The 23,518-nt window shown below is 58.3% G+C and carries 28 protein-coding genes; 8 read left to right on the forward strand and 20 right to left on the reverse strand.

The features are described 5' to 3' along the window. Positions 1 to 108: 108 nt before the first annotated feature. The 3 genes from surE (at position 109) to ALB80_RS01610 (ending at position 2,779) form a co-directional block, all read left to right on the forward strand. Positions 109 to 891 carry a 5'/3'-nucleotidase SurE gene (gene surE, locus ALB80_RS01600; protein WP_050602259.1) on the forward strand — a complete coding sequence of 261 codons (783 nt, stop codon included), beginning with the start codon at positions 109 to 111 and terminating at the stop codon, positions 889 to 891. Continuing rightward, positions 888 to 1,538 carry a protein-L-isoaspartate(D-aspartate) O-methyltransferase gene (locus ALB80_RS01605; RefSeq protein ID WP_050602260.1) on the forward strand — a complete coding sequence of 217 codons (651 nt, stop codon included), beginning with the start codon at positions 888 to 890 and terminating at the stop codon, positions 1,536 to 1,538. The genes surE and ALB80_RS01605 overlap by 4 nt, the downstream gene beginning before the upstream one ends. Before the next feature lie 62 nt (positions 1,539 to 1,600). Next, entirely contained in the window at positions 1,601 to 2,779 is a 1,179-nt protein-coding gene (locus tag ALB80_RS01610) for a peptidoglycan DD-metalloendopeptidase family protein (protein WP_050602261.1), read from the forward strand. 62 nt (positions 2,780 to 2,841) lie between these two features. Here the strand turns inward: ALB80_RS01610 and ALB80_RS01615 are convergent, their stop codons facing one another. Together ALB80_RS01615 and ALB80_RS01620 are read right to left on the reverse strand one after the other, a co-directional pair. Further along, the gene (locus tag ALB80_RS01615) at positions 2,842 to 3,513 is read right to left on the reverse strand and encodes a YafY family protein (RefSeq protein WP_050602262.1); all 672 of its coding nucleotides are present in this window, start codon (positions 3,511 to 3,513) and stop codon (positions 2,842 to 2,844) included. Positions 3,514 to 3,534: 21 nt separating this feature from the next. Beyond that, positions 3,535 to 3,840 carry a hypothetical protein gene (locus ALB80_RS01620; protein WP_050602263.1) on the reverse strand — a complete coding sequence of 102 codons (306 nt, stop codon included), beginning with the start codon at positions 3,838 to 3,840 and terminating at the stop codon, positions 3,535 to 3,537. Positions 3,841 to 4,062: 222 nt separating this feature from the next. Here ALB80_RS01620 and ALB80_RS01625 point away from each other — a divergent pair, with 222 nt between their 5' ends. From ALB80_RS01625 to ALB80_RS01640, 4 genes are all read left to right on the forward strand, one after another. Continuing rightward, on the forward strand, positions 4,063 to 4,278 hold the full coding sequence (locus ALB80_RS01625; RefSeq protein WP_050602264.1) for a twin-arginine translocase TatA/TatE family subunit: 216 nt from the start codon (positions 4,063 to 4,065) through the stop codon (positions 4,276 to 4,278). Positions 4,279 to 4,284: 6 nt separating this feature from the next. Then, entirely contained in the window at positions 4,285 to 4,743 is a 459-nt protein-coding gene (gene tatB / locus ALB80_RS01630; RefSeq protein ID WP_050602265.1) for a Sec-independent protein translocase protein TatB, read from the forward strand. Then, the gene (tatC, locus tag ALB80_RS01635; RefSeq protein WP_050602266.1) at positions 4,740 to 5,621 is read left to right on the forward strand and encodes a twin-arginine translocase subunit TatC; all 882 of its coding nucleotides are present in this window, start codon (positions 4,740 to 4,742) and stop codon (positions 5,619 to 5,621) included. The genes tatB and tatC overlap by 4 nt, the downstream gene beginning before the upstream one ends. A 116-nt stretch (positions 5,622 to 5,737) precedes the next feature. Next, positions 5,738 to 6,580: an ATP-binding protein gene (locus tag ALB80_RS01640; RefSeq protein ID WP_050602267.1), complete on the forward strand. Its 843-nt coding sequence runs from the start codon at positions 5,738 to 5,740 to the stop codon at positions 6,578 to 6,580. A gap of 60 nt (positions 6,581 to 6,640) precedes the next feature. Here ALB80_RS01640 and ALB80_RS01645 read toward each other — a convergent pair whose 3' ends face one another. The 11 genes from ALB80_RS01645 to alr all read right to left on the reverse strand — a co-directional run bounded on the left by ALB80_RS01645 (position 6,641) and on the right by alr (position 16,456). Continuing rightward, positions 6,641 to 7,285, reverse strand: coding sequence for an SDR family oxidoreductase (locus ALB80_RS01645; RefSeq protein WP_050602268.1), 645 nt, complete (start codon positions 7,283 to 7,285; stop codon positions 6,641 to 6,643). Positions 7,286 to 7,327: 42 nt separating this feature from the next. After that, the gene (locus tag ALB80_RS01650; RefSeq protein WP_253276798.1) at positions 7,328 to 7,531 is read right to left on the reverse strand and encodes a hypothetical protein; all 204 of its coding nucleotides are present in this window, start codon (positions 7,529 to 7,531) and stop codon (positions 7,328 to 7,330) included. A 315-nt stretch (positions 7,532 to 7,846) separates the two neighbouring features. Further along, positions 7,847 to 9,370 carry an amidophosphoribosyltransferase gene (gene purF, locus ALB80_RS01655; RefSeq protein ID WP_050602270.1) on the reverse strand — a complete coding sequence of 508 codons (1,524 nt, stop codon included), beginning with the start codon at positions 9,368 to 9,370 and terminating at the stop codon, positions 7,847 to 7,849. Positions 9,371 to 10,024: 654 nt separating this feature from the next. Next, positions 10,025 to 10,618: a CvpA family protein gene (locus tag ALB80_RS01665; protein ID WP_050602272.1), complete on the reverse strand. Its 594-nt coding sequence runs from the start codon at positions 10,616 to 10,618 to the stop codon at positions 10,025 to 10,027. A gap of 40 nt (positions 10,619 to 10,658) precedes the next feature. After that, on the reverse strand, positions 10,659 to 12,023 hold the full coding sequence (gene radA, locus ALB80_RS01670) for a DNA repair protein RadA (RefSeq protein WP_050602273.1): 1,365 nt from the start codon (positions 12,021 to 12,023) through the stop codon (positions 10,659 to 10,661). 121 nt (positions 12,024 to 12,144) lie between these two features. Next, entirely contained in the window at positions 12,145 to 12,882 is a 738-nt protein-coding gene (locus tag ALB80_RS01675; RefSeq protein ID WP_253276799.1) for a DNA repair protein, read from the reverse strand. 195 nt (positions 12,883 to 13,077) lie between these two features. After that, a complete protein-coding gene (locus ALB80_RS01680; protein ID WP_050602275.1) occupies positions 13,078 to 13,530 on the reverse strand; it encodes a paraquat-inducible protein A in 453 nt (150 codons plus the stop codon). 19 nt (positions 13,531 to 13,549) lie between these two features. Beyond that, complete coding sequence (locus ALB80_RS01685; protein WP_050602276.1) at positions 13,550 to 13,903, reverse strand: hypothetical protein; 354 nt, start codon at positions 13,901 to 13,903, stop codon at positions 13,550 to 13,552. Next, positions 13,900 to 14,646 (reverse strand): ABC transporter ATP-binding protein, encoded by a 747-nt coding sequence (locus ALB80_RS01690; RefSeq protein WP_050602277.1) that lies wholly within the window; start codon positions 14,644 to 14,646, stop codon positions 13,900 to 13,902. Before ALB80_RS01690 ends, ALB80_RS01685 begins: the two co-directional genes overlap by 4 nt. Continuing rightward, positions 14,643 to 15,425, reverse strand: coding sequence for an ABC transporter permease (locus ALB80_RS01695; RefSeq protein ID WP_050602278.1), 783 nt, complete (start codon positions 15,423 to 15,425; stop codon positions 14,643 to 14,645). The genes ALB80_RS01690 and ALB80_RS01695 overlap by 4 nt, the downstream gene beginning before the upstream one ends. After that, on the reverse strand, positions 15,422 to 16,456 hold the full coding sequence (gene alr, locus ALB80_RS01700) for an alanine racemase (protein ID WP_050602279.1): 1,035 nt from the start codon (positions 16,454 to 16,456) through the stop codon (positions 15,422 to 15,424). Before alr ends, ALB80_RS01695 begins: the two co-directional genes overlap by 4 nt. A gap of 240 nt (positions 16,457 to 16,696) precedes the next feature. On the opposite strand from alr, the gene ALB80_RS01705 reads away from it, so the two are divergent. Then, the gene (locus ALB80_RS01705; RefSeq protein ID WP_050602280.1) at positions 16,697 to 17,236 is read left to right on the forward strand and encodes a GNAT family N-acetyltransferase; all 540 of its coding nucleotides are present in this window, start codon (positions 16,697 to 16,699) and stop codon (positions 17,234 to 17,236) included. A gap of 35 nt (positions 17,237 to 17,271) precedes the next feature. Here the strand turns inward: ALB80_RS01705 and ALB80_RS01710 are convergent, their stop codons facing one another. The 7 genes from ALB80_RS01710 to ALB80_RS01735 all read right to left on the reverse strand — a co-directional run bounded on the left by ALB80_RS01710 (position 17,272) and on the right by ALB80_RS01735 (position 23,351). After that, positions 17,272 to 18,318, reverse strand: a complete 1,047-nt coding sequence (locus tag ALB80_RS01710; RefSeq protein ID WP_050602281.1) for a Hint domain-containing protein — start codon at positions 18,316 to 18,318, stop codon at positions 17,272 to 17,274. 121 nt (positions 18,319 to 18,439) lie between these two features. Then, positions 18,440 to 19,930 (reverse strand): replicative DNA helicase, encoded by a 1,491-nt coding sequence (locus tag ALB80_RS01715; protein WP_050602282.1) that lies wholly within the window; start codon positions 19,928 to 19,930, stop codon positions 18,440 to 18,442. A gap of 225 nt (positions 19,931 to 20,155) precedes the next feature. After that, complete coding sequence (locus ALB80_RS01720) at positions 20,156 to 20,836, reverse strand: orotate phosphoribosyltransferase (protein WP_050602283.1); 681 nt, start codon at positions 20,834 to 20,836, stop codon at positions 20,156 to 20,158. A 154-nt stretch (positions 20,837 to 20,990) separates the two neighbouring features. Continuing rightward, the gene (locus ALB80_RS21715) at positions 20,991 to 21,179 is read right to left on the reverse strand and encodes a hypothetical protein (protein ID WP_083445158.1); all 189 of its coding nucleotides are present in this window, start codon (positions 21,177 to 21,179) and stop codon (positions 20,991 to 20,993) included. An 83-nt stretch (positions 21,180 to 21,262) separates the two neighbouring features. Further along, positions 21,263 to 21,730, reverse strand: coding sequence for a CinA family protein (locus tag ALB80_RS01725; protein ID WP_050602284.1), 468 nt, complete (start codon positions 21,728 to 21,730; stop codon positions 21,263 to 21,265). Next, positions 21,727 to 22,224, reverse strand: a complete 498-nt coding sequence (locus tag ALB80_RS01730) for a phosphatidylglycerophosphatase A (RefSeq protein ID WP_050602285.1) — start codon at positions 22,222 to 22,224, stop codon at positions 21,727 to 21,729. Before ALB80_RS01730 ends, ALB80_RS01725 begins: the two co-directional genes overlap by 4 nt. Beyond that, a complete protein-coding gene (locus tag ALB80_RS01735; protein ID WP_050602286.1) occupies positions 22,221 to 23,351 on the reverse strand; it encodes a bifunctional 2-C-methyl-D-erythritol 4-phosphate cytidylyltransferase/2-C-methyl-D-erythritol 2,4-cyclodiphosphate synthase in 1,131 nt (376 codons plus the stop codon). Before ALB80_RS01735 ends, ALB80_RS01730 begins: the two co-directional genes overlap by 4 nt. Between the last annotated feature and the right edge of the window lie 167 nt (positions 23,352 to 23,518).

Genomic DNA, 23,518 nt, shown 5'->3' on the forward strand with positions numbered 1-23,518 from the left:
TCGATTTCCCCGCAAGTGGTGCGCGAAAGCCTCAGATTGGGGGTCCACGTCGCTTGCCGCAACGCAGGTCGGGGTCTATCAAGGGCCAAACGCGGGGGTGAAACGGGCATGCGTATTCTTCTGACCAATGATGACGGGATCAACGCTCCGGGCCTGATCACGCTGGAAGCGATTGCAGCCGAGCTGGCCGGACCGGATGGTGAGGTCTGGGTGGTTGCGCCTGCCTTCGAGCAGTCCGGCGTAGGGCATTGCATCAGTTACACCCATCCCACGATGATCGCCAAGCTGAGCGAGCGGCGCTATGCGGCCGAGGGGTCGCCTGCGGATTGTGTATTGGCAGGGTTGCATGATGTGATGGTGGATTGCCCGCCAGATCTGATTTTGTCCGGTGTGAATCGGGGGAACAATTCGGCTGAGAACACGCTTTATTCAGGCACCATTGGTGGCGCGATGGAAGCGGCGCTGCAGGGCGTACCCGCGATTGCATTGTCTCAGTATTTTGGCCCACGCAATCTGGGGCTGGATGATCCGTTTGAGGCCGCTGCGCGCTTTGGGGCCGATCTGGTGCGGCGCATTCTGGATGCCACCCCGGCAGAGCAGGGCGATTACCGTCTGTTCTACAACGTGAATTTTCCACCTGTTCCGGCAGATGAGGTGTTGGGAACACGCGTGGCGGCGCAGGGCTTTCGACGCGACACGCATTTCTCGGTTGAGCCGCACAGCTCGCCCTCGGGGCGGCGGTTCTTGTGGATCAAGGGCGGCTATCAGCACAACCCGACGGCTCCGGGCACCGATGCGGCGGTCAATTTGGAAGGCTATATCTCGGTCACGCCGATGCGCGCTGACTTGACCGCGCACGATATGCTGGAGGCATTGAAGGCAGTCGAATGAGCGGACTGGATCCTGAAACCGTAATGCAGTTCCTGTTTGCCCTGCGTAAACGGGGCGTGACCGATGCGCGCGTTCTGGCGGCGATGGAGCAGGTGGACCGGGGGCGGTTTGTCACCGGCCTTTTCGCAGACCGTGCTTACGAGGACATGCCGCTGCCGATTGCCTGCGGTCAGACAATTAGCCAGCCTTCGGTCGTCGGGTTGATGACACAGGCGCTGGATGTGCGGGCGCGGGACACCGTGCTCGAGATCGGAACCGGCTCGGGTTATCAGGCGGCGATCCTGTCGAAACTGGCACGTCGGGTCTATACCGTCGAACGCCACCGGCGGTTGGTCAGCGAAACGGGCAAGCTATTTGCCGATCTGGGGCTGACCAATATCACCGCGATGTTGTCGGATGGATCTTATGGTCTTTCGGAACAGGCACCCTTTGACCGGATCATTGTGACGGCTGCAGCCGAAGACCCTCCGGGCCCGCTCTTGGCGCAGCTTAAAATCGGGGGTATCATGGTTTTACCCGTGGGACAGTCGGATGCGGTGCAGCAGCTGATCAAAGTGACGCGCACCGAGACCGGTCTGGACTATGATGAATTGACGTCGGTTCGTTTTGTGCCTCTGCTTGAGGGGCTTGGCAGGGACGAAACCTAGCAGGCTTTGTGAGTTGGTCGCCGGAACCCCGGACAACAGGGGCGGGCTTTGAGGACAGAATTATGAAAGCAGTATCCAAACCATCTATGCGCCGCTGCGCGACCGGACTGGTCGCTGTGGCCGTTCTGGCCGGGTGTGAGGGGCCTCTGGACTATGATCTGCGCGGGCAGGTCGGCGGGTTCTCGACCACTGACGCGGTGCAATCCGCCACCACATCACGGCCGACGCCGGACAGCCGGGGCGTAATCACTTATCCCAACTATCAGGTTGTCGTGGCCCGCCAGGGTGACACGGTGCGGGATGTGGCGGCACGGGTGGGTCTGCCGGAAGGTGAGTTGTCGCGCTTCAACGGGTTACAGACCACCGACACCCTGCGAGATGGCGAAGTGTTGGCCCTGCCGCGTTCGGTCGGTGCGGGCAGCGGGGTGGACATCGCCTCGGTTGCTGGAAACGCAATTGATCAGGCCCAGGATACCAGCTCGGTCCAGACGACAACACTGGAACCTGTGCAACCCGCGCCAACGCCAACGCCGGCCCCTGTGGCCACGGGGCCGGAACCGGTCCGGCACAAGGTCAAGCGGGGCGAGACGGCATATACCATCTCGCGGCTCTATCAGGTGCCGATCGACGCGCTTGCCGAATGGAATGGGCTGGGCCCCGACTTCACCGTGCGCGAAGGTCAGTTTCTGCTGATCCCGGTCAAGAACCAAACTGCACCACGACAAAACGCTGCTGCTGCGGCGCCGGTAGTGGCTACGGAAGTGACCGAGCCGGGGCAGGGGTCGCCGACCCCGACCCCTCCGAGTGCTACGCAACCGCTGCCCGAGGAAAGCGTCGCGCCTCTGGCAGAGGCTCCGGATGTAACAGCCGAGGCCCCGACCAACTCTCGGTCTTCAGCCCTGTCTTTGCCGGTGAGCGGTACAATCATTCGTGGCTATAACAAGGGCAAGAATGAAGGTATCGACATTGCCGCAGCACCCGGCACGGCCGTCACAGCAGCCGAGGCAGGCACCGTTGCGGCGATTACGGCTGATGCGGATCAGGTGCCGATCATCGTCGTCAAACACAAGAACGATCTGCTGACGGTCTATGCCAATGTCGATGATATCGTGGTCAAGAAAGGCGACCGGGTGCGTCGTGGGCAAAAGCTGGCGCAATTGCGGGGTGGCGACAACGCCTATGTGCATTTTGAAGTGCGCAAAGGGTTCGAGTCGGTCGATCCCGAACCTTACCTGAAGTGAGGGTGAATGGCCCGTTCCGGGCCATGCCTTCGGCGGGAGTATTTCTGAAAAGATGAAGAAGGTCAGGCGTTTGGGTTGTAGTCGCTCAGGCGTTTGCCGGGTTCATCTGCAAAGAGTTCCGGTAGCGGCGTCACGGATTCGATCAGGTCGATTCGGAAGACGCGGAAACCCTGGCGCAACTCGCACCATGCCGTAAGGGTCCAGACGCGGCCCCAATATTCCATGTGAAGCGGGCGGATGGAACGGTCGGTCAGAACCCCGTCTATCCGTCGATATGACAAGCGGAGTTTCTGGCGGGATTTGATGGCAGCGCGGATCGGGGCCATATGTGCCAGCCCGCGGGCGGCATCGGCAAAGGGGTAGACCGCGAATTTCCATGCGTCGGCCTCCGCTACCACTTGCGTGGGCAGGACAGTGTCGATCTTGTCGGCCAGAGAATTGGCGGCGGCTTTCAGGTCCGGGTCGGCAGCCTCGGCCACGATGGCCATGCCAAGGTTCAGCGCTTCAAGCTCGGCTGTGGTCAGGTTCAGTGGGGGCAGCGTGATCTGCTCGCGCACCATGTAACCTACGCCGCGTTCACCCTCGACCGGAAAACCCGAAGCCACCAGCGTATCCATGTCGCGATAGATGGTACGGACCGACACCTCGAGCCGGTCCGCAATGTCCTGCGCGCGGTGCAGTTTGCCGTCGCGCAGGATCTGAATAATATCAAACAGGCGATCCGTGCGGCGCATGTCACGCCGTCCAGACTGCGCCTAGGCAGTCATGTTCCATAGCACGTTCTCGTGGCGCATCTGGACGCTTTCAGGGTCAATGGCAGCCATCATGCCCGCAGCAAAGTCCTGTTTCGGAAATTGCGCTGCGGCGTCCTGAGCGGCCTTCATATCTGTCCAGACGACATAGTCGGTCCAGCGACCGTCTTCGCCCTGGCTGAGCTGGCGGTGGGCAAAGCCCGGCGCGCTGCGCACAAAGGCTTCAGAGGTTTGGCTGAGTTTCACGAACTCTTCCGGCGTGGTGCCATTGGCGAGAGTGAAGGTGACGATTTCAGCAACATGGGTCATGTGGTTCTCCGTTGACCAGGTTTCGATATCGCCTCATTAATCATACCCAACTGACATAAACCTGTCAGTTGGAAAATGCGACCCCTTAGATTCTGCCGGATGACATCAAATTTTACCCTCAATCTGCGCCTGATCCCTTTTGAGACAAAGCATCCGGGCGTAAACACGGACCCAGTTCATATTCCCGGCGCGCAACCGCGTCGATGAAAAAGGAGAAGAGACATGCTCAACAATATCGGCCTTCCCGGTCTTCTGCTGATCGCCGTTGTGGTACTGGTTCTGTTTGGCCGTGGTAAGATCAGTTCGCTGATGGGTGAAGTTGGAAAAGGCATCACGTCGTTCAAGAAAGGCGTCAAGGAAGGCGCGGACGAGTTGGATCAGGACGCTGCCGAAGTGGCCAAAGACGTCACACCCGAGACCGAGAAAGACAAGGTGTAAGCTCAGATGTTTGATCTTGGCTGGACCGAACTTCTGGTCATTGGCATTGTTGCCCTGATCGTTGTGGGGCCAAAGGACCTGCCGGTGATGTTCCGCAATGTCGGGCGCTTCGTCGGCAAGGCGCGCGGAATGGCGCGTGAGTTCAGTAGTGCCATGAACGAGGCCGCCGATCAGGCCGGGGTGAATGAGATCAAGCAAGGTCTCAACGCCGCCGCGAATCCTGTGGGTTCGGCTATGGACGGCGTAAAACAAGCCGCGCAGGAAATGGCGAAAAGCATCGATCCGACCAAGTTCGATCCGGACAGCGAAACCGGTAAGCTGGCGACAGAGCGCGCCGAGCAGGCCAAGAAGATTCAGGCCACCACTGCCCGCGCCGCTGCCGAGCGTAAGGCCAAAGAAGCTGCAGATGCGCTGGTCAAAGCTGAAGAAGCTGAAGCGGCGCTGAACACTGAAAGCAAGACATGACTAAAACCGACGAGATCGAAGATACCTCGGCCCCATTGATCGAACATCTGGCCGAGCTGCGCACGCGGTTGATTCACTGTGTCGCGGCCTTTCTGGTCGGTATGATCATCTGCTTTACTGTGGCCACGCCGCTTTTCAACTTTCTGACCAACCCTCTGTGTGAGGTTCTGACCGAACGCGGGCAGGATTGCGGGCTGATCTTCATCTCGCCGCAGGAAGGGTTCTTTGTGGCCATCAAGGTCTCGCTGCTGGGCGGGTTCATTCTGGCGTTTCCATATATCGGAATGCAGATGTGGCGCTTCGTGGCACCGGGCCTCTACAAGACGGAAAAGAACGCGTTTCTGCCCTTCATGCTGGCCTCGCCGTTCATGTTCCTTTTGGGCGCAAGCTTTGCCTTTTATGTTGTCACGCCGCTGGCCTATGATTTCTTTCTGGGATTCCAGCAGTTCGGCGCGGAAGGTGAAGCCGTGGCAGATGGTTCAACTACTGCACCATTGAGCGTGGTGTTCCAGGGTTCGGCGCAGGAATATCTGAACCTGACAATCAAGTTTATCGTGGCCTTTGGACTTTGCTTCCAGTTGCCGGTTCTTTTGACCCTCATGGGCAAGGCTGGGCTGGTCAGCGCCGAGGGGCTGGGTGCCGTGCGCAAATATGCGGTTATTGGCATTTTGGTTCTGGCGGCCGTTGTGACGCCTCCTGACGTGATCACTCAGATCATTCTCTTTATTGTGGTCTATGGCCTCTACGAGATTTCGATCTTCCTGGTGGCCCGGGTTGAACGGAAGCGGGAAGAGCAATTGCGTGCCGACGGCTACTACGACGATGAAGAGGCAGAGGCGGATGAAGACCTGATGCAGGAATTCGAAGACAAGAAGTAATCTGCTAAGAAAACAACACAGGCGCGCCTCATCGGGGTGCGCCTTTTTCGTTTGTGGGCCTTGTTGCGCCAATCAGAACATGCTTTGAACCCATCCAAATTTGACCGGAGGATCCGATGGACGAACAAGCCCTGAACCGCATTGCCGCTGCATTGGAACGCATGGCACCGGCGCCTCTGGCCACACCGGATTTCAACGCAGCCCCGGCTTTTGTCTGGCATGTGGAACCGGAACGGTTGGAACCGGTTGAGCAGGTTAATCGCGTCGATCTGGATCTGTTGGTTGGAATAAACCGGTCGCGGGACACATTGCTCGACAACACCCGCCGGTTCGCGTCCGGTTACAAGGCGAACAACGCGTTGTTGTGGGGTGCACGGGGAATGGGCAAGTCCAGCCTTGTAAAGGCGGTCCACGGCACACTAAGCGCGGATCATCCTGACCTGAAACTTGTGGAGCTACAGCGCGAGGACATGGCCTCGGTCGCCCGCTTGCTGAACCACCTGCGCTCTGCACCGTACAGATTCATCCTGTTCTGCGATGACCTGTCGTTCAGCCACGATGATCAGCATTACAAATCGCTCAAGGCCGTTCTGGATGGTGGTATCGAAGGACGCCCCGAAAACGTTGTTTTTTACGCCACTTCGAACCGTCGTCACCTGATGCCGCGGGACATGATCGAAAACGAACGGTCCAGCGCCATCAACCCTTCGGAAGCAGTTGAGGAAAAAGTCTCACTATCTGACCGCTTCGGTCTGTGGCTGGGTTTCCACCCTTGCGATCAAGACGAATATCTTGCCATGATCGACCGCTATTGCGCGGCTTATGGTGTCTCAGTTGATACAGATACTCTGCGCGCCGAGGCGATCGAATGGCAGGCCACGCGCGGTTCGCGCTCGGGCCGTGTCGCCTGGCAGTTCTTTGTCGATCTGGCTGGCCGCAACGGCGTTCATATCGCCTGACCCCAGCTTCATCTGGCTAAAAATACCTCCGCCGGGGGCATGGCCCGTCAGGGCCATTTTCTAAAGTAACGCCAGAATCCGCGCTGCTTCATCTGCGGTGCTGTTCAGCGCATCCCGATCCTCTCCGGGATGGAAACGTGCGCGTACGGCAGTAGGCATCGGTGCAGGCTCGACAATCGAAACGCGCGGACCGGTGCGCTCGGTCTCGGCGGCCCAGCTACGGGCCAGAGCGATCTGCGCGGCCTTGGTGGCCCCATAGATGCCATAGAACTTCTCGCCAGCTTTCGGGTCGTCAAAGAACACCGCGTGACCATTTTCGCCCAGAAGGGGCGTCACATAGGGAATCAGAACCGAGGTTGCATTGGCGTTGGTATTGACGGCCTTTGACCACTCTTTCGGATCGATGAAATGTGTAGGCGTCAGCGCAGACGTGTGAATGGCCGTGTGCAGCCACAAGTCTACCTTACCCCATCGGTCGTGAATACCACGGCACAGGGTCGCCATGGCATTGGGATCGGTGATGTCCATAGGGGCCAGAGTGGCCGAGCCGCCCTTGGTCTTGATCCGGTCGTCCAGCTCTTCCAGCCCGCCGGTGGTGCGGGCGACGGCGACGATGTGATATTCGGGTGCCAGGGCTTCGGCAAGGGCAGCGCCCAACCCGCGAGAGGCCCCGGTGACAAGGGCAATTTTGGTCTGATCGGTCATGGCTGCGGTTTGAACCCCCGCGCGCGGGGCGTCAAGACGCGATTAGCTGCCGGGAATGGTGATACGCTTGGTCTGGCCGCTTTGTCGCAGCATGATGCCATCTTCATCAATGGCAATCACTGTACCCGAGGCAACACGGCTGCCGGGTTTGACTTCTTTCACACGGCCCGATGACAGGCGCATCAAGGCACGCAGATCACTTTTGGGTCCAAATATCCCCAATACCGACACGGTATTCTTCTTCAATGCACCCTTCTGCGTGGCCGTGCTTTTGACTATCGAGTTCGACATGGTTTGCGGCGCGGACCATGGCCCGAACCCCTTTGCTAGGTGAGTGGTGCCGGTCAGTTACCAAAACCAGAGGATAAGCAAAAGCGCATCACACGCACACGTCATCAAGGCTGAAACCGGCAAATGAAAGCCATTGAGAACGCAAGACGTTCACCGCGGAGTTGCGGCAAGTTTCCACTCATCGCAGCACCGTGAGCTGTTGGGATCAACCGGTTTTGCCGAAGCGATTCGCATCGTCTCGGTGTCGGTTGAATTCCAAGCGTTTGCCAATCAGCCCGAGGCCAGCTTGGCTGCGTTCCACGATCCGCCCGGAATCTGCATATCGGCGCGTTTCTGGCTGACGCGGCTGCTGTTTTCCAGATTGTCCAGATAATCCTCGCTGACGCTGCCGGTGATGTAATTGCCGTCGAAGCAAGAACAGTCAAAGGCTTCGATCTCGGGATTGCCTTCTTTGGCCGCCCAGATCAGATCGTCGAGGTCTTGATAGAACAGCGCATCCGCGCCCAGCTCTTCGCGGATCTCTTCGATCTCTTTGCCGTTTGCGATCAGCTCGGTCTTGGTTGGCATGTCGATGCCGTAGACATTGGGATACTGCACCGGGGGCGAGGCGCTGGCGACATAGACTTTCTTGGCTCCGGCGTCGCGACACATTTGAACGATCTTTTTGATGGTGTTGCCACGCACGATGGAATCGTCGATCAGCAAAACGCTGTGCCCGTCAAACTCAAGCGGGACGGCGTTCAGCTTGCGGCGAACGGACTTCTGCCTCTCTGCCTGACCCGGCATGATGAAGGTGCGTCCGACATAACGGTTTTTCACCAGTCCTTCACGATAAGGGATGCCGGTGATCTTGGCGGCTTCCAGCGCCACGGGGCGGGCACTGTCCGGCACAGGAATGATCCGGTCGATTTCCAGACCCGAGTCCTGAATCTGTTTAGCCAGCGTCTGACCCATACGCATCTGGGTTTTGTAAACAGAAACGCCATCCAGCAATGAGTCCGGACGAGCCAGATAGACATACTCAAAGATACAGGGCGTCAGCTTGCCTTCGACGGCCTGGAACTCGTGCATGTTGCCGTCCAGATCGATCAGGATCGCTTCACCCGGGCGCAGATCGCGCAGTTTTTCGAAGCCGTTGATGCCAAAGGCCACGTCTTCCGAAGCAAATGCATAGTCATCGCCTTGGCCATCCACCTCGCGCTTTGCAACCGACAGTGGACGAATGCCAAACGGATCGCGGAATGCCAACATCCCGACGCCTGCGACCAGACAGATCACGGAATAGGCGCCCTGAACGCGTTCCATCGTCATCTTCACACCGGCAAACAGATTGCGGATGGGTTCGGCATTGCCGTTCACCTTGATCGCGTCCGCCACCTTGTCGGCCAGTACGTTCAGCAGGATTTCGGAATCTGACGTGGTGCGCAGGTGACGGCTGTATTTGCCGGTAACCTTTTCGCGCTGTTCGGCGGTGTTGGTAATGTTGCCGTTGTGAACCAGATAGATGCCGTAAGGGGCGTTCACAAAGAAGGGCTGCGCCTCGGCGGCACTAAGCGATCCGGCCGTCGGATAACGCACATGACCCATGCCAACCTGGCCCAAAAGGGTTTCGGCATCTTGCGCATTGAACACGTCTTTGACGAGACCGTTGGCTTTCTTCTCGCGGAAAAACTCGCCATTATAGGTCACGATCCCGGAAGCATCCTGACCCCGGTGCTGCAGCATCAGCAGCCCGTCATAGATCTCGGCAAACACATCATGTGTCCGGCTTGCGATTCCCAAAATCCCACACATTTACGGGGCTCCAACTTCTATGACGATTTGATCTGAGGACTGACCGCTCTTCGGTTTCGGGCCGTCTGCAAAGCCTGCGCGGGTGTTTTGGTAGCAGGTGAACTTGACGCCAATAGGGCGACCATCATCACGACCAGCGCGCATTCGTACAGAAAGAACAAGATCGGTGGCTCCGATTCCGTGGCGGGTTGGCCTCCACATAAAGACTAATGAGCGGGCTGTCATCAAAGGATCACACTCACCTATTGCCGCAGGCTGAATTTGTGCGCGGAGACGCTTGCTCATGAAATGGATGACATGTGCAGTCATATATGCTGTCATGCTAGTGAATATGTGCAAGTTTAGAGTGGTCAAGCACACAGAGGGCCTGAATGTGGCAGCATAAGCCTCAACAGAACAAGCAGGAACGGATAAAGCAACGGTGTCATCGGTGCCGAGGCATGGGGCGGGCGCCCTGTCAGATCTGCAACGGTGCAGGCGAAGTTGTCAAAGGCCGCGATACTTTGGGTAAACCCATCTTCAGCCGGTGCGATGGGTGTTTCGGATTGAAAACCATCCGATGCACCGTGTGTGGTGGCGAAGGTTTCAACTGACCGGCATGAAAAAAGCCCGGGCAGGGCCGGGCTTTTCCGTGAAATCCATACGAAAGAGCGTTTAACCTTCGGCAGGCGCCGTGGTTGCAGGCTGGGCGTTGTCTGCCGTGCAGCTGGCCACCAGCTCTTCATATTGCGCTGTAACCCAGCCCAAAGCGGCCTCGGGATTTTGTTCTTCGATCTGGCTGCTGAACTGTTCAAACACTTTGGCCGAACGGCTTTCGTCGACGATCGTGTAGGACTGACCGGTCATGACGGTGTCATAGACAAAGAAGGCGATCGCAACCAGCAGGATGCCGCGTGCGATACCGAAGAAAAGACCCAGTGCCTGATCCAGACCGCCCAAGGCCGAGCGTTGCACAAGCGAAGAAAACAGGGGGGTGAATATGCTGACCACAATCAGCGCAATGGCAAAGACTGCCGCAAAACCTGTGATGACCGAAAGCTCGCAACTGTCGCGCAGGAAATCTCCGACAACCGGGATCTCCTTGACCAGCGGTACGGCCTGTGGGGCAAAGATGAACGCCAGAACGGCCGCCGCGACCCAGCCTGCGATGGCAAGAACCTCGCGCATGAAGCCACGCGAGTAGGCCAATATGCCCGACATCACGATGATCAGGGCGACGACCCCGTCAATTATTGTAAAACCTTCCATGGCCCTCGCCTGTTTGTTTTCTGCCCCTCAGGGCGCGACCTTAACCTGATCCGAAGGTTTCGCCAACAAACCCAACCAAATCAGAGGGTCGGGTGAGTGACAGACCTGCCACAGTGCCGGTTTTGCCACCTGCCGGAGCAATTGCCGCTGTGAAACCAAGTTTTTGCGCTTCTTTCAACCTATTTTCGGTCTGCGGGGCTGGTCTAAGTGCCCCGGACAGCGAGATTTCTCCAAAAACAACCGTCTCAGCGGGCAGGGCGGTGTCTTCGCGGGCACTGAGCAGGGCCGCGGCCACAGCGAGATCAGCAGCGGGTTCGCTGATTTTCAGCCCTCCGGCGACGTTCAGATAAACATCGAGCCCGGCAAAGGGGATTCCACAGCGCGCCTCGAGCACGGCAAGGATCATGGCCAGCCGCCCACTGTCCCATCCAACCACCGTGCGGCGGGGCTGAGAATGGGGCGAGGGGGCCACGAGGGCCTGCAGTTCCACCAGAACGGGGCGGGTGCCTTCAATGCCAGCGAAAACGGCCGAACCGGGGCTGGGCGTACCGCGTTCCGACAGGAACAGGGCCGACGGGTTGGTGACCTGAGCCAGCCCTTTGCCTGTCATCTCGAAAACGCCGATCTCATCAGCGGGGCCAAAGCGGTTCTTGACGGCGCGCAGGATACGAAACTGGTGGCCGCGCTCACCTTCGAAGTACAGTACGGTGTCGACCATGTGTTCAACAACGCGGGGGCCTGCGATCTGGCCGTCCTTGGTGACGTGGCCGACCATGATGATCGAAACACCGTGTCGTTTTGCAAACGTGGTCAATTCATGTGCTGCGGCCCGGACCTGTGACACCGACCCCGGAGCGCTGTCAACGTTGTCGGCCCACATGGTCTGGATCGAGTCGATGATCGCCAGACCGGGCTTTTCGGCCTCAAGCGTCGTAAGAATGTCGCGTAGATTGGTCTCTGCCGCCAGTTGCACCGGTGCGTCCTCAAGGCCCAGACGACGTGCGCGCATTCGAACTTGTGCACTGGCTTCTTCGCCCGAGACATAGATGGTTTTAACGCCTGCACGCGCAAAACGGGCTGCGGCTTGCAAGAGTAGCGTGGATTTACCGATACCCGGGTCTCCGCCCACCAGAAGCGCAGAGGCCGGGACCAAACCACCTCCGAGTACGCGGTCGAGTTCTTCGACTCCGCAGAGGGTGCGGGGCGGAGGTGTTTCCTCGGTCGACAAATCCGTGAGTGCGATGGACTGGCCGCGTTTGCCGCCGAGGGATTTTTTGGCCGGGCCAGCCGAAAGGGGCGCGTCCTGAATGATTGTATTCCACTCGCCGCAGGCATCGCAGCGTCCGGACCACCGCGTATGAGTTGCTCCGCAGGCTGAGCAGGAGAAAGAAGTCGTTTTTGCCATGACGCACTTCGTGCCCGAGCTTGGGCGGTTCTTCAAGCCCTTGCGGGCTTTCCTTACCGCCGGTGGCGCGCTGCGGCCTCAGGCCCGGATGGGCCATCGTCCGCAGCGGGCGCTGACGCGCCTATTCCGCCGCCCGAGGGGGGGACATGGCAATAACGCTGGACGCTTTGGAGGACTTTTCGCTGCGCGGTGCGTGCAATTGAGTCGACAGCTCGGGCAGAAGCTCAAACAGCTCGTCCCGCAGGCGTGCCAGTTGCGACTTGGCGATTGTCTCTTCCATTTCCACATCGCGCGTCCATTGGCGCAATTCGTTCTGGATGACCTGAGCCTCTCCCAGCCGCTGTTGGAACAGCTCAATCTCTTCCTGCCGCTGTTGCAGGAACATCTGCGCACGTTCGACCCGTGCGTCGCCATAGGTCTCGGCCAGTTCCTGGCTGATCTGGCTCATCTGTGCGGCCAATTCCAGTATCTCAGGCTCGAGCGATTGTAGATCAGGGTGCTGGCGCAAAAATGCCATGCGTTCTTTGACCGCGTCAAACTCGGACGACATCATGAACAGCCCGCCACGGTCGGCGGCATGGGCCATCTGATAGGCTTCCGCGATGTCATGCATGTTGAGGGCAAATTTGCGATGGTTGTTTTCCAGCGCCATCATTCGCGCATTGGCAGGCAGATAAAACGCCAGCATGAGAATCAGTGCGGTCAGGCCGATCTGGATGAACATCCCGGCGTCTGTCACCGGTCCATTGCCGAGTCCGGCCTGCATTGAAAGCCAGGGCAAAACACCCAAAGCGGAAAAAAGCGTGGCTGAAACGGCCAGCAAGGCCGCCATGCAGATCAGTAAAAAAGTCAATCTCAAAAAGGCATTCTGACATTGCAATGTTATATTATGGAGGGCGGCCATGATCGTCGTACTCCTTCTTCAAACCGGAACACACCGGGCCGAAGCGGAGGAAGATCACAGAACTTAGGGCGATCCGCTGCGGACCTGGAAACTACAAAACTGCACTGCTCGAAATATAAAGATGATACTTAGGTACGTGTTTTCAATCAATTAGGTCTGAGGTTTTCGTGAAGTGGATGTCATCTCTGTAATATGGCCAAGCGCGATGGAAGCCAGAATGCAGGCTGTGAACAGGTAGAGACCCCATGCGGTTTCGATGGTCGCGTAAGAGATGCCCTTGGCCAGAGTGATGTAGAGCGCGATTAGGAAGATGTCGGCCATTGCCAGTTTGCCGAGGATGTTCAGTGCGGGTTGGACGCGGGCATCCAGCAGGTTCCATTGGATCAGGGCGGTTCCGATAGTTTTGATGTAGGGCGCGAAGAGGGCGAAGACTGTGACGATCAGCGCGAGGAAGACGTCGGATTTCCACAGGGACTGGAGCCCGGTGATGACGCTGATCTCTGAGAGGCCGAAGATCGGCAGGAACCCTGCGCGCATCAGCGGGGCGAACCACGCGATGGGGTAGAGGATCAGCAGGGAGAGGGTGGCGAGGCGGAGGGTCATGCGTATTGCGCCGGTGTTGTCAAAAGTTGCTCAGCAATAAGATCACAAACAAAACTGCGCTGATAGCCGAAATCGCGACGTTCCAAACTCCAGGTGACCGTACTTTGCCCAGAAGGCTTTTGTGCAGTTGGGCAGTGCCGATGATGACGCCAAGCGCATCGGGAATATCAGCCGCGATCTCATTTTCTGGAAAGACAAATAGAACAGCTTTGCCAAGTATCACCCCAAGAAGAATGGCAAATGACAAAACGTAAATTTGCTTCTGAAAAAGCAATCCCACCTTCAAGCGGTTTGCGATTATCCAGGCAATAAAAACGGTGGCGAAGTACGAGATCGGCAAAAAATTTAAAACGTAATTGCCAAAACTACTCACCGCACGGCTTCAATCGGCCCTTCTGCACTCCCACTTATGAACTGCTCCACATAAGGATCACCCGAAGCATCCATCTGGCCGACCGGTCCGGTCCACTGGATGACACCTCCGTGCAGCATGGCGACGTTGTCGGCAATCGCGCGGACCGAGCTCATGTCATGGGTTATGGTCATCGCAGTGGCGCCCATCTCGGTCACGATTTCCCGGATCAGATCGTTGATGACGCCGGACATGATCGGGTCCAACCCTGTGGTGGGTTCATCGAAAAAGATGATTTCGGGCTCGGCGGCAATGGCGCGGGCAAGGCCGACGCGCTTCTGCATGCCGCCTGACAGTTCCGCCGGAAAGCGGTCGGCCACGTCAGATTTCAGGCCCACGCGGCGTAGTTTCTCGATGGCGATTTCGCGGGCTTCGTCCGCAGGACGTTTCAGTGAGCCACGCAGCAGGCGGAAGGCAACGTTCTGCCAGACGGTCATCGAGTCAAACAGGGCCGCGCCCTGAAACAGCATGCCAAAACGGGCCAGAAACGCGTCGCGGTCGCCTTTGCTGGCATCCTTTCCGTCCACATAGATCATGCCGCTGTCGGGTTGGATCAGTCCAAGGATACATTTCAGAGCCACCGATTTCCCGGTGCCAGACCCGCCGATGATGACCATCGAGGTGCCCTTGGGGATCTCAAGGTCAAGCCCTTGCAATACGTGGTTGTCACCAAAGGCTTTATGTACGTTCTCCATCCGGATCATAGCGAGAAGAATACCCCTGTGAGAACGAAGTTTGCAGCCAGGATCAGCACCGCTGCGGCCTCGACCGAGCCTTTGGTAGCACGCCCCACGCCCTGTGCGCCGCGACCAGAGTTCATGCCGTAGTAACAGCCCATAATGGCCGCGATCAGGCCAAAGGCCGCGCCTTTGACCAGCGATGAGACGATGTCGCGGGTTTCAAGAAAATCGACCGTGTTTTTCAGATAAGTCGCTGGGTTGAAGCCCAGATTTTGCGTGGCGACGGTGTAGCCCCCGGCAATGCCGATCACGTCACCTACCGCAACCAATGCGGGCACGGTGATCAACGCGGCCAAGACGCGCGGGGCGGTCAGGTATTTCATCGGATGGGTCGACAGCGTGACCAGCGCGTCGATCTGTTCGGTCACTTTCATCGTGGCAATCTCGGCCGCGATGGACGAGGTCACGCGGGCAGCAATCATCAGGCCGACCAGCACCGGGCCAAGCTCTCGGACCATGCCAATGGCGACGATTTGGGGCACCACGGCTTCGGCGTTGAAACGCGCGCCGCCGGCATAGATTTGCAACGCCAGCGCGCCGCCGGTGAAGATCGCGGTCAAGCCGACCACGGGCAGGGACAGCCAGCCGATGTTCAGCAAGGCCATACCAAATTCGCGCGGATAAAAGGGTGGGCGAAGGATATGCGAGATGGCATCAAGCGCAAACAGGGCCACCCGACCAAAGGCTGCCATCAGGCTCAGAACAGCGCGGCCCAGCCCCCCAAGCGCGGTCATTGGGTTCATTCTACGTAGCCCCGCGAATAGCGATTGCCCATAGATGTCAGAATCTCGTAGCCAATCGTTCCGGCAGCTTCGGCCAGATCATCGACGGTCTGATGGCCGTTGAGAATACGCAGACGTTCCGGGTCGTTCGGCAGGTCGGTGACATCCACCGTGATCAGATCCATCGAGATACGACCAACAACCGGGCAAGGCTGGTTGCCAGCGAACGTGTCAATCCCGCCGCCAATCGCACGATGCAGACCATCTGCATAGCCTGCAGCAACTGTGGCGATACGAGACGGGCGGCGCGCAACCCAGCTGTTGCCGTAGCCGACTGTTTCGCCCACGTCCAGTTGGCGCACCTGTATGACGGGCAGATCGACGGTGACAACCGGCTTGGCCCCGGCAAAAGGCAGGCCACCATAAAGGCCAATGCCCGGGCGGCAGAAATCGAAATGGAACTCAGGCCCCAGAAAGGTGCCTCCGGTTGCGGCTAGCGAACGGGGTGCGGTGACGCCGTCGGTCATCTCGCGGAAGGTTTTCAACTGCTGCTGATTCATCGGGTGATCCGGTTCATCCGAACAGGCCAGATGAGACATGACCACCACCGGGTTCAAGGCCTCGGCCTTTGGGCGCAGCTCGGCCCAGTCGGCTGGCTCAAGTCCCAAGCGATTCATACCGCTGTCCAGTTGAATACCGAATGCGTGATCGGGCAGCGCTTGCAAATGACGCTGGAACTGTTCGGCCGAGTTGATCAGTGGTGTCAGATCGTGCGCACGCAGCAAATCTGTATCGCCTTCCATGTGCCCGGAGAAAATTCCGATCATCGGGCCCGGTCCGACCGCCTCGCGCACGGCGGCGCCTTCCTCGGCTGCGGCAACAAAGAACTTTCGAACGCCTTCTTCGGCCAGCGTGTCGCTGACAGGCCCGGCACCCAGCCCATAGGCATCGGCCTTGACCACGGCCCCGGTTTCTACCCCGGTCTTCGCATCAAGCGCGCGCCAGTTGCTGGCCAGCGCCTGTAGATTGATCGTCAAACGTGCAGTACTCATGGAACTGTTCATGACATTGCGCCGTCCAAGGTCAAGAGGGAATGGCGCATTTCCTTGGCGTATTCCGTTGCCACGTCGTCGCAATCGCCGAATAACGCCGAAAACCAAGACATATTAGCGATTTGTTGCTTTGAATAAACCGCTTTGTGATTGTCTTCACATTGATGTTAAAACGATCTTGTGGGCGGGATCGTCTCATCACCACACATTCAGGGGTGCGGCCGCAGGGACTAGGAATTCATGGAATTTTCAACCGGTTTGACATCAAACCCATCCGAAGTGGTCCGGCTTTTCACAGATGTTTTTGCCGCGTCTGAGGGGAAAGACGAAGGCGCGGTAATTGGCGCTTTTGTACAAGACCTGATCGACAATACACCATCCGAGGATCTTATGGTGTTCACAGCCCATCGGGATAACCAATTGCTAGGCTGTGCCATTTTTTCCCGTGTCGCATTTCCGCAGGACACGCGATGTGTGTTCATCCTGTCGCCCATGGCCGTTAGGACAGACAGCCAAAAAAGTGGAGTGGGTCAGGCATTGATCTCATACGGGTTGGATCGCTTGCGGTCCTCAGGTGCGGATGTGGCGCTGACTTATGGCGATCCGGGGTATTACGGTAAGACCGGCTTTGGGCAGATCTCTGAGACCACCGCGCAACCGCCGCTGACGCTGAGCCACCCGCATGGATGGTTGGGGCAAGCATTGGATGGTCAGGATCTGAAACCGCTGAAAGGCCCTTCGCGTTGCGTACCTGCGTTGAACAATCCGTCGCTTTGGTGAACGGAAAGGCAGGGCACAATTAGCGTTTCTCGTCGTTAGATCAAAGACTGATCCAGTACGGGTTTTCTGTTCTGTTTATGACGCGTCACCAGTTTCTTCTGCTGCTTTGCGCTGGGGATATAACAGGCAGGGGGCATGTTCTGGTGACGGACCAGGCCGGGAAACAGCTGCAAGAGCTCATGCAGGGCTTCTGACGGCAAGGATCTCAGCGCTTCGGGGCCTGTAAACAGGCTTTCGCTTGGTGCGCCTTCGGCAAAAAGAACCACATGCCGGTCGAAAATGAGGTGGTGATAGGTCACGCGCGTTGCCGCATCGTCGATGAAAATGCCGGGCAGCTCGGTCAGACGAACGGCCGAGATCAAAACATCGCGCGTCGCAAACATCCGAAGCGCAATAGCCGAGCGGACCAGCATCCGATGCTGGCGCGACACCCGCAGATCACGGCGGGGCAGGCCGTGGCCAAGCGAGCCGGCCGCGATAAAGATCGGGCGCAACTCCGGTTTCTTCAATAGATCCGACTGCCGTAGGGTCCGGGACAAGACCATGCGCACCGGTTCTGACCCGCCTGTGGTTGTCACAACCCGGATACCGGGTTTGATGTCCTGTACGCGGATTTCACCCCGATCGGTCATTATCAGCGTGTCCGAAGTAAAACAGGGTGCGCCTGGGCTTGGGTTCGGATCCTGGACAAAATTCACCCCATCCGTTGACGACAGCGAAGACGTGTCATCCGTTCCGTTGCTGCCGATCTGGGTCGAAGTTTGGCCGTTGGCCGGGCCTTGGGTTGCCGTCACTTGCGCGTCGAACGAGACAAAGCTCAGCACCGTGCCGTTGTCAGACAATGAAACTGCGCCCGATCGGTTGATGCGCGCCGAGACCACGTAATAGTCGAAGCCGCCCACCGGTGTCATCGTAGCGGTGTCGACATCTGTAGAACTGCGCACCGTGCCATTTGGGTTGTAAACATCAACCTGAAGGCCGGTGACATCCGTTCCGGTCGGCACGCGGACTTCGATGAAATCCCCGTCCGGCGCAAAGTTCGGGCCGTTACGATATCTTATTTCCGAGATGATCGCGGGCAAAACTCAGGGACTCCGACCGGTGTGGGGCGCTGTGCAATGTTCGTTCAGGGATGTTAACACAGCCTAAAGGTTGCGCCACCAGCTTGACCCGCGACGTGCCCATAGTTCAGAATCAGTGTGATCAGTATCCCTCGATCTCGCCGCTCTGCTGCCAGGGTTTGACCAGATTTCCAAAGCGGGTGAACTGGGCTTCAAAAGAAAGCTCGACCGTTCCGATGGGGCCGTGACGCTGCTTGCCGACAATGACTTCGGCCTTGCCGTGCAGACGCTCCATTGCCTGCTTCCACTCTTCCATCTTTTCCAATTCGTGATCGCCGGGCTTCTCGCGTTCCTTGTAGTATTCCTCTCGGAACACGAACATCACTACATCGGCATCCTGTTCGATCGAACCCGATTCTCGCAGGTCGGACAGTTGCGGGCGTTTATCGTCGCGGTTTTCCACCTGACGGCTCAGCTGCGACAGGGCGACGACCGGTATCTGCAATTCCTTGGCGATGGCCTTCATGCCCATCGAAATCTCGGCAATCTCATTGACGCGGTTCTCGGCCATGCCGCGACACAGCTGCAAATAATCGATCACTAGCAGGTCCAGCCCGTGGGTTCGCTTCAATCGTCGCGCACGGGCGGCAAGCTGCGAGATCGGCAGGGCCGGGGTATCGTCAATGAACAGAGGGCAGGCTTCCAGTTCCTTCGCCGCATCCACAAAGCGGCGGAACTCGGCCTCAGTCATGTCACCCTGGCGGATTTTGTGGCTGGAGATTTCCGAGGCTTCGGCCAGAACACGTCCCGCCAACTGTTCCGCGCTCATTTCGAGAGAAAAGAACCCAACCACACCGCCGTCAATCGCACCTTCGCTGCCGTCTGGTTTGGTGCCGCGCTTATAAGCCTTGGCCACGTTGAAGGCCACGTTGGTCGCCAATGAGGTTTTCCCCATCGACGGACGCCCAGCCAGAATGATCAGGTCGGATGGGTGCAGACCACCCAACTGTTTGTCCAAGTCGGCCAGACCGGTGGAAATCCCCGCCATACCACCACCACGCTGGTAGGCTTCGTTGGTGACATTGACGGCTTCTGTGACCGCCTTGAGGAAGGATTGAAATCCCTGTTCGGTCTGGCCCTGCTCGGATAACTGATAGAGTTGCTGCTCGGCTTCGACGATTTGTTCTTTGGGTTCGCTGCTGACTTCAACCCGTGCCGCCTTGTCCGAAATGTCGCGGCCAAGACGGATCAACTCGCGCCGAATGGCGAGGTCATAGATCATCTGGGCATAGTCATGCACAGCAAAGGCGCTGATCGAGGCACCGGCCAGTTTTACCAGATAGGCCGGGCCGCCCAGCTCTTTAAGGCCCTCATCTTCACCCATGAAGGATTTCAGTGTGACGGGTGAGGCCAGCGCGTTTTTAGCAATACGGGCGGCGGCGACTTCATAAATCCGGGCATGAACCGGATCATAGAAATGCTCGGCCCCGATGATCGAGGCGACGCGGTCATACAGATCGTTATTGGTTAGAATCGCGCCCAGCAACTGCTGCTCGGCCTCGATGGAGTTCGGCATGGTTTCCGCGTTTTGAATCTGCGCTGCTGCCTGTTCGATACTGCTGATCTCGTTCATCTTGTCCCCGCTGCCCGTGCGTCGGTTCTACACGTGAAACGTCATCGCAAGCTATCTGGAAAAACCTGTGGCTAACTTGGGGTAAGGCCTAGGGATAACTTTCCGAACCGTTTGGATACCTGCGTATGCGTAGCTCATTATGTAGGAATTAGGGGAAAAGTCACCAGATATCGTGGCTCAAGGCTCGATTCTTTCGAACTTATCCCCAACTTGCCCACAAGAGGTTTACGTGGGTTTATTGGCCTCTTGCCAGCCACGCGGATCGTTCAGGAACGCCTCGACACCGTCAAGTGTCTCTTGGTCAAAGGCTTTCTGCACTTTTGCCTCGGCCAGAACGTCCCACCAGGTGCACAGCGCGTGCAGCTTCACGCCGTGGTCGCCCAGCGTTTTTTCGGTTTCCGGGAAAATTCCATAATAGAAGATCACCGCCGTGTGCCCGCAAGTCGCGCCGGTTTCGCGGATCGCATCCACAAAGGACAGTTTCGAACCGCCATCGGTGGTCAGGTCCTCGACCAACAGAACCCGCTCGCCTTCGCTCATTGCGCCTTCGATGCGCGCGTTGCGGCCATATCCTTTGGGCTTTTTGCGGACATAGGTCATGGGCAGCGCCATACGCTCGGCCACCATGGCGGCAAACGGAATGCCTGCCGTCTCGCCACCTGCGATATTGTCGAACGCTTCGAACCCGGCTTCGCGCATCACGGTGACGGTCAGGAAGTCCATCAGGGTCGAGCGGATGCGCGGGTACGAGATCAGTTTGCGGCAGTCGATATAGGTCGGGCTGGGCAGACCGCTGGCCAGCGTGAACGGCTCGCGCGCGTTGAAATGGACAGCCTTGATCTCCAGCAGCATCCGCGCGGTCAGGCGGGCGATTTCGGTGCTGTCGGGAAAGGAACTGGGGATCATGGCGCAAACCTCGGGGCTGAAAACACGTTGCGGGCTGATAGCCCGACCCTTGGGCCGGAGTCGAGAGGCCCGCAAAAGAAAAGCGGACCCCCAAGAGGTCCGCTTTTGCCCTTACGGGCGATGGGCAGCCAAGGTGGGCTTAGCTGCTCATGTCTTAGACGCGCTCACCCTGTGTCGACAGATCGCGCCTGTTTGTTTCGGTCTTGGCGTCTACGCGACGCAGGATGAGAAGTGCAACCACCTTCACCAAAACAATCGTGACAACTGCCGTAAAGGCACCCACAAACACCAGCCCGTAAAATGCGCGGTCCGGGTGTCCGGGACAAAAGTGGCGGTTCCTCAATAAGAGCTCAAAATATCGCCTTTTGTTAAAGGGACGACAGGTTCTGCAAAATTACGTGTGTGATATGCCTGAAGAACGGGCGCTTATGAAAGGCTGTCTTTCAGCAGACCCAGCGCGTGATCACGGGCCGCCAAACGGACGGCATCTCGCCCCAACGCGCCGAATTCAACGGTTTCGGTTTGGGTGGTCCGACCGTCGCGGGCCAGCCCGAAACATACGCGCCCCTCCGGTTTGAACTCGGACCCGCCCGGTCCGGCAATGCCGGTGATCGATACGGCAAGCTGGGCCTGAGAATGGCGCAGGGCGCCGTCTGCCATCTCGCGGGCGACGTCTTCCGACACTGCACCATGCGCGGCCAGCGTCTCGGCAAAAACGCCCAGCATGTCTTGTTTGGCTGCGTTGGTATAGGTGACAAAGCCACGGTCCACCACGGCGGAACTGCCGGGAATATCGGTCAGGGCAGCGGCCACCATGCCGCCGGTGCAACTTTCAGCAGTAGAGATCATAACGCCCTGCGCCTTGGCAAGATCCAGCAGCTCGGTCACGTTCATAGGCCCAGAACTCCGTGTGCCAATCCAGCCAGAACCATCACGCCGATGGCTGCAAAAATGCCTGCGATGACGTCGTCCAGCATCACGCCCGTCGGATCGCCGCGCCGGTCGGCCCAGCCAACGGGCCCCGGCTTGGTGATGTCGAACAGGCGGAACAGAATGAACCCTGCCACCCAACCTGGCCAAAGGGCGGAAATGTCGATCTCATGGGCCCAGGACGGGTAAGAAATCGCCCAAAGCGCGATGAACTGGCCTGCGACCTCATCAATGACGATTTCCGATGGGTCGTGATCGTCTTGCCCCTCTGTCATCACGCGGGTCGCCCAAAGGCCGCCGACAAAAACAACAAGCGTTGCGAGTGCCAGCAGAGGAAACCCACCCAGCGTGTGCAACACCCAAGCCATGGGCAGCGCTGCCAAAGATCCCCAGGTGCCGGGGGCAGGGCGCAAATAGCCGACACCGCCGACCGTGCCGATCACCTGCGCCGCAGTCATGCCTTCACCAGACAGGCAGTGGCGAGCGAGGCAATCCCCTCGCTGCGGCCGGTAAAGCCCAAACGCTCGGACGTGGTGGCCTTGACCGAGACCTGATCCTCGCTCAACCCCATGATATGAGCCATCTCGGCGCGCATGGCGGCAGCATGAGGGCCGATCTTTGGATACTCGCAGACCAGCGTGCAGTCGACGTTCGAAATGCGGTATCCCATGTGTCCGGCCATCTCGACCGCATGGCGTAGAAAAATCTCGCTGGCCGCGCCTTTCCATTGTGGATCTGAAGGCGGGAAGTGTTGACCGATGTCACCCTGTGCCAAAGCGCCATAGATTGCGTCGGTTACGGCATGCATTCCGACATCGGCATCCGAATGCCCCTGCAATCCGCGATCATGCGGTACTTTCACGCCACACAGGATTACGTGATCTCCGTCGCCAAAACGGTGCACGTCGTACCCGTTGCCCAGCCTCACATCCATATCCGTTCCCATTATCCGTTCTGCCCGGGCAAAATCCTCGGGTCGGGTGATCTTCAGATTGTCCGCGTCGCCGGGGACAATGCACACTTCAAGCCCTGCCGCGCGGGCTACTCCCACATCATCCGCAGCGCCGCCCGAATGGACTGCATGGGCGGCGGCGATGGCATCATGGTGAAATCCCTGTGGTGTCTGCGCGGCGTAAAGGCCGTTGCGGTCTTGCGTGCCGGTCACAGCATCGTCTTGACCAACCCACAATGCATCTGTGACGACAAGCCCCGGGGCAACCGCTTGGTGCGTTTCCAGCGCGGCCAGCACGTCCTGTATGATGCGCTTCGAGACACAAGGCCGGGCCACGTCATGGATCAGAACATGTTGAACACCCAGACCTTCCAGGGCCGTCAGTCCGCTACGCACCGAACTCGAGCGATCTGACCCGCCGGAAGCGAGGATCAGATCAGACTCGCGAAACTCTTCCCACGCTGGTGTGTCTTCGTCTGAAAGCACCAGAACGATGTGATCCACCTGTCCGCGAAACCGCTCGATCGTCCAGTCAGCCACGCGACGACCCGCAAGGCTGCGCCATTGCTTGGGTACGCCGCCTCCGGCACGCATTCCGCGCCCTGCGGCGACTATGATGGCGGCTGTGGTCATGTCTCGGGCGCTCCTTCGTATTGGTCTGTGTTTAGGCGGCGGTGAAAGCCGAGGCAATCACTCAAGGTAAAGCGATTAAAAAATAGGCATGTGATGATTTCGCGGGCTTGTTTCGCGGCGATTTGTTGTTCATATGCGCAGAATTCGATATCAAAACAGCAACTGCC

It is taken from the genome of Ruegeria sp. 6PALISEP08, assembly GCF_001238295.1.
Classification (GTDB): domain Bacteria; phylum Pseudomonadota; class Alphaproteobacteria; order Rhodobacterales; family Rhodobacteraceae; genus Ruegeria.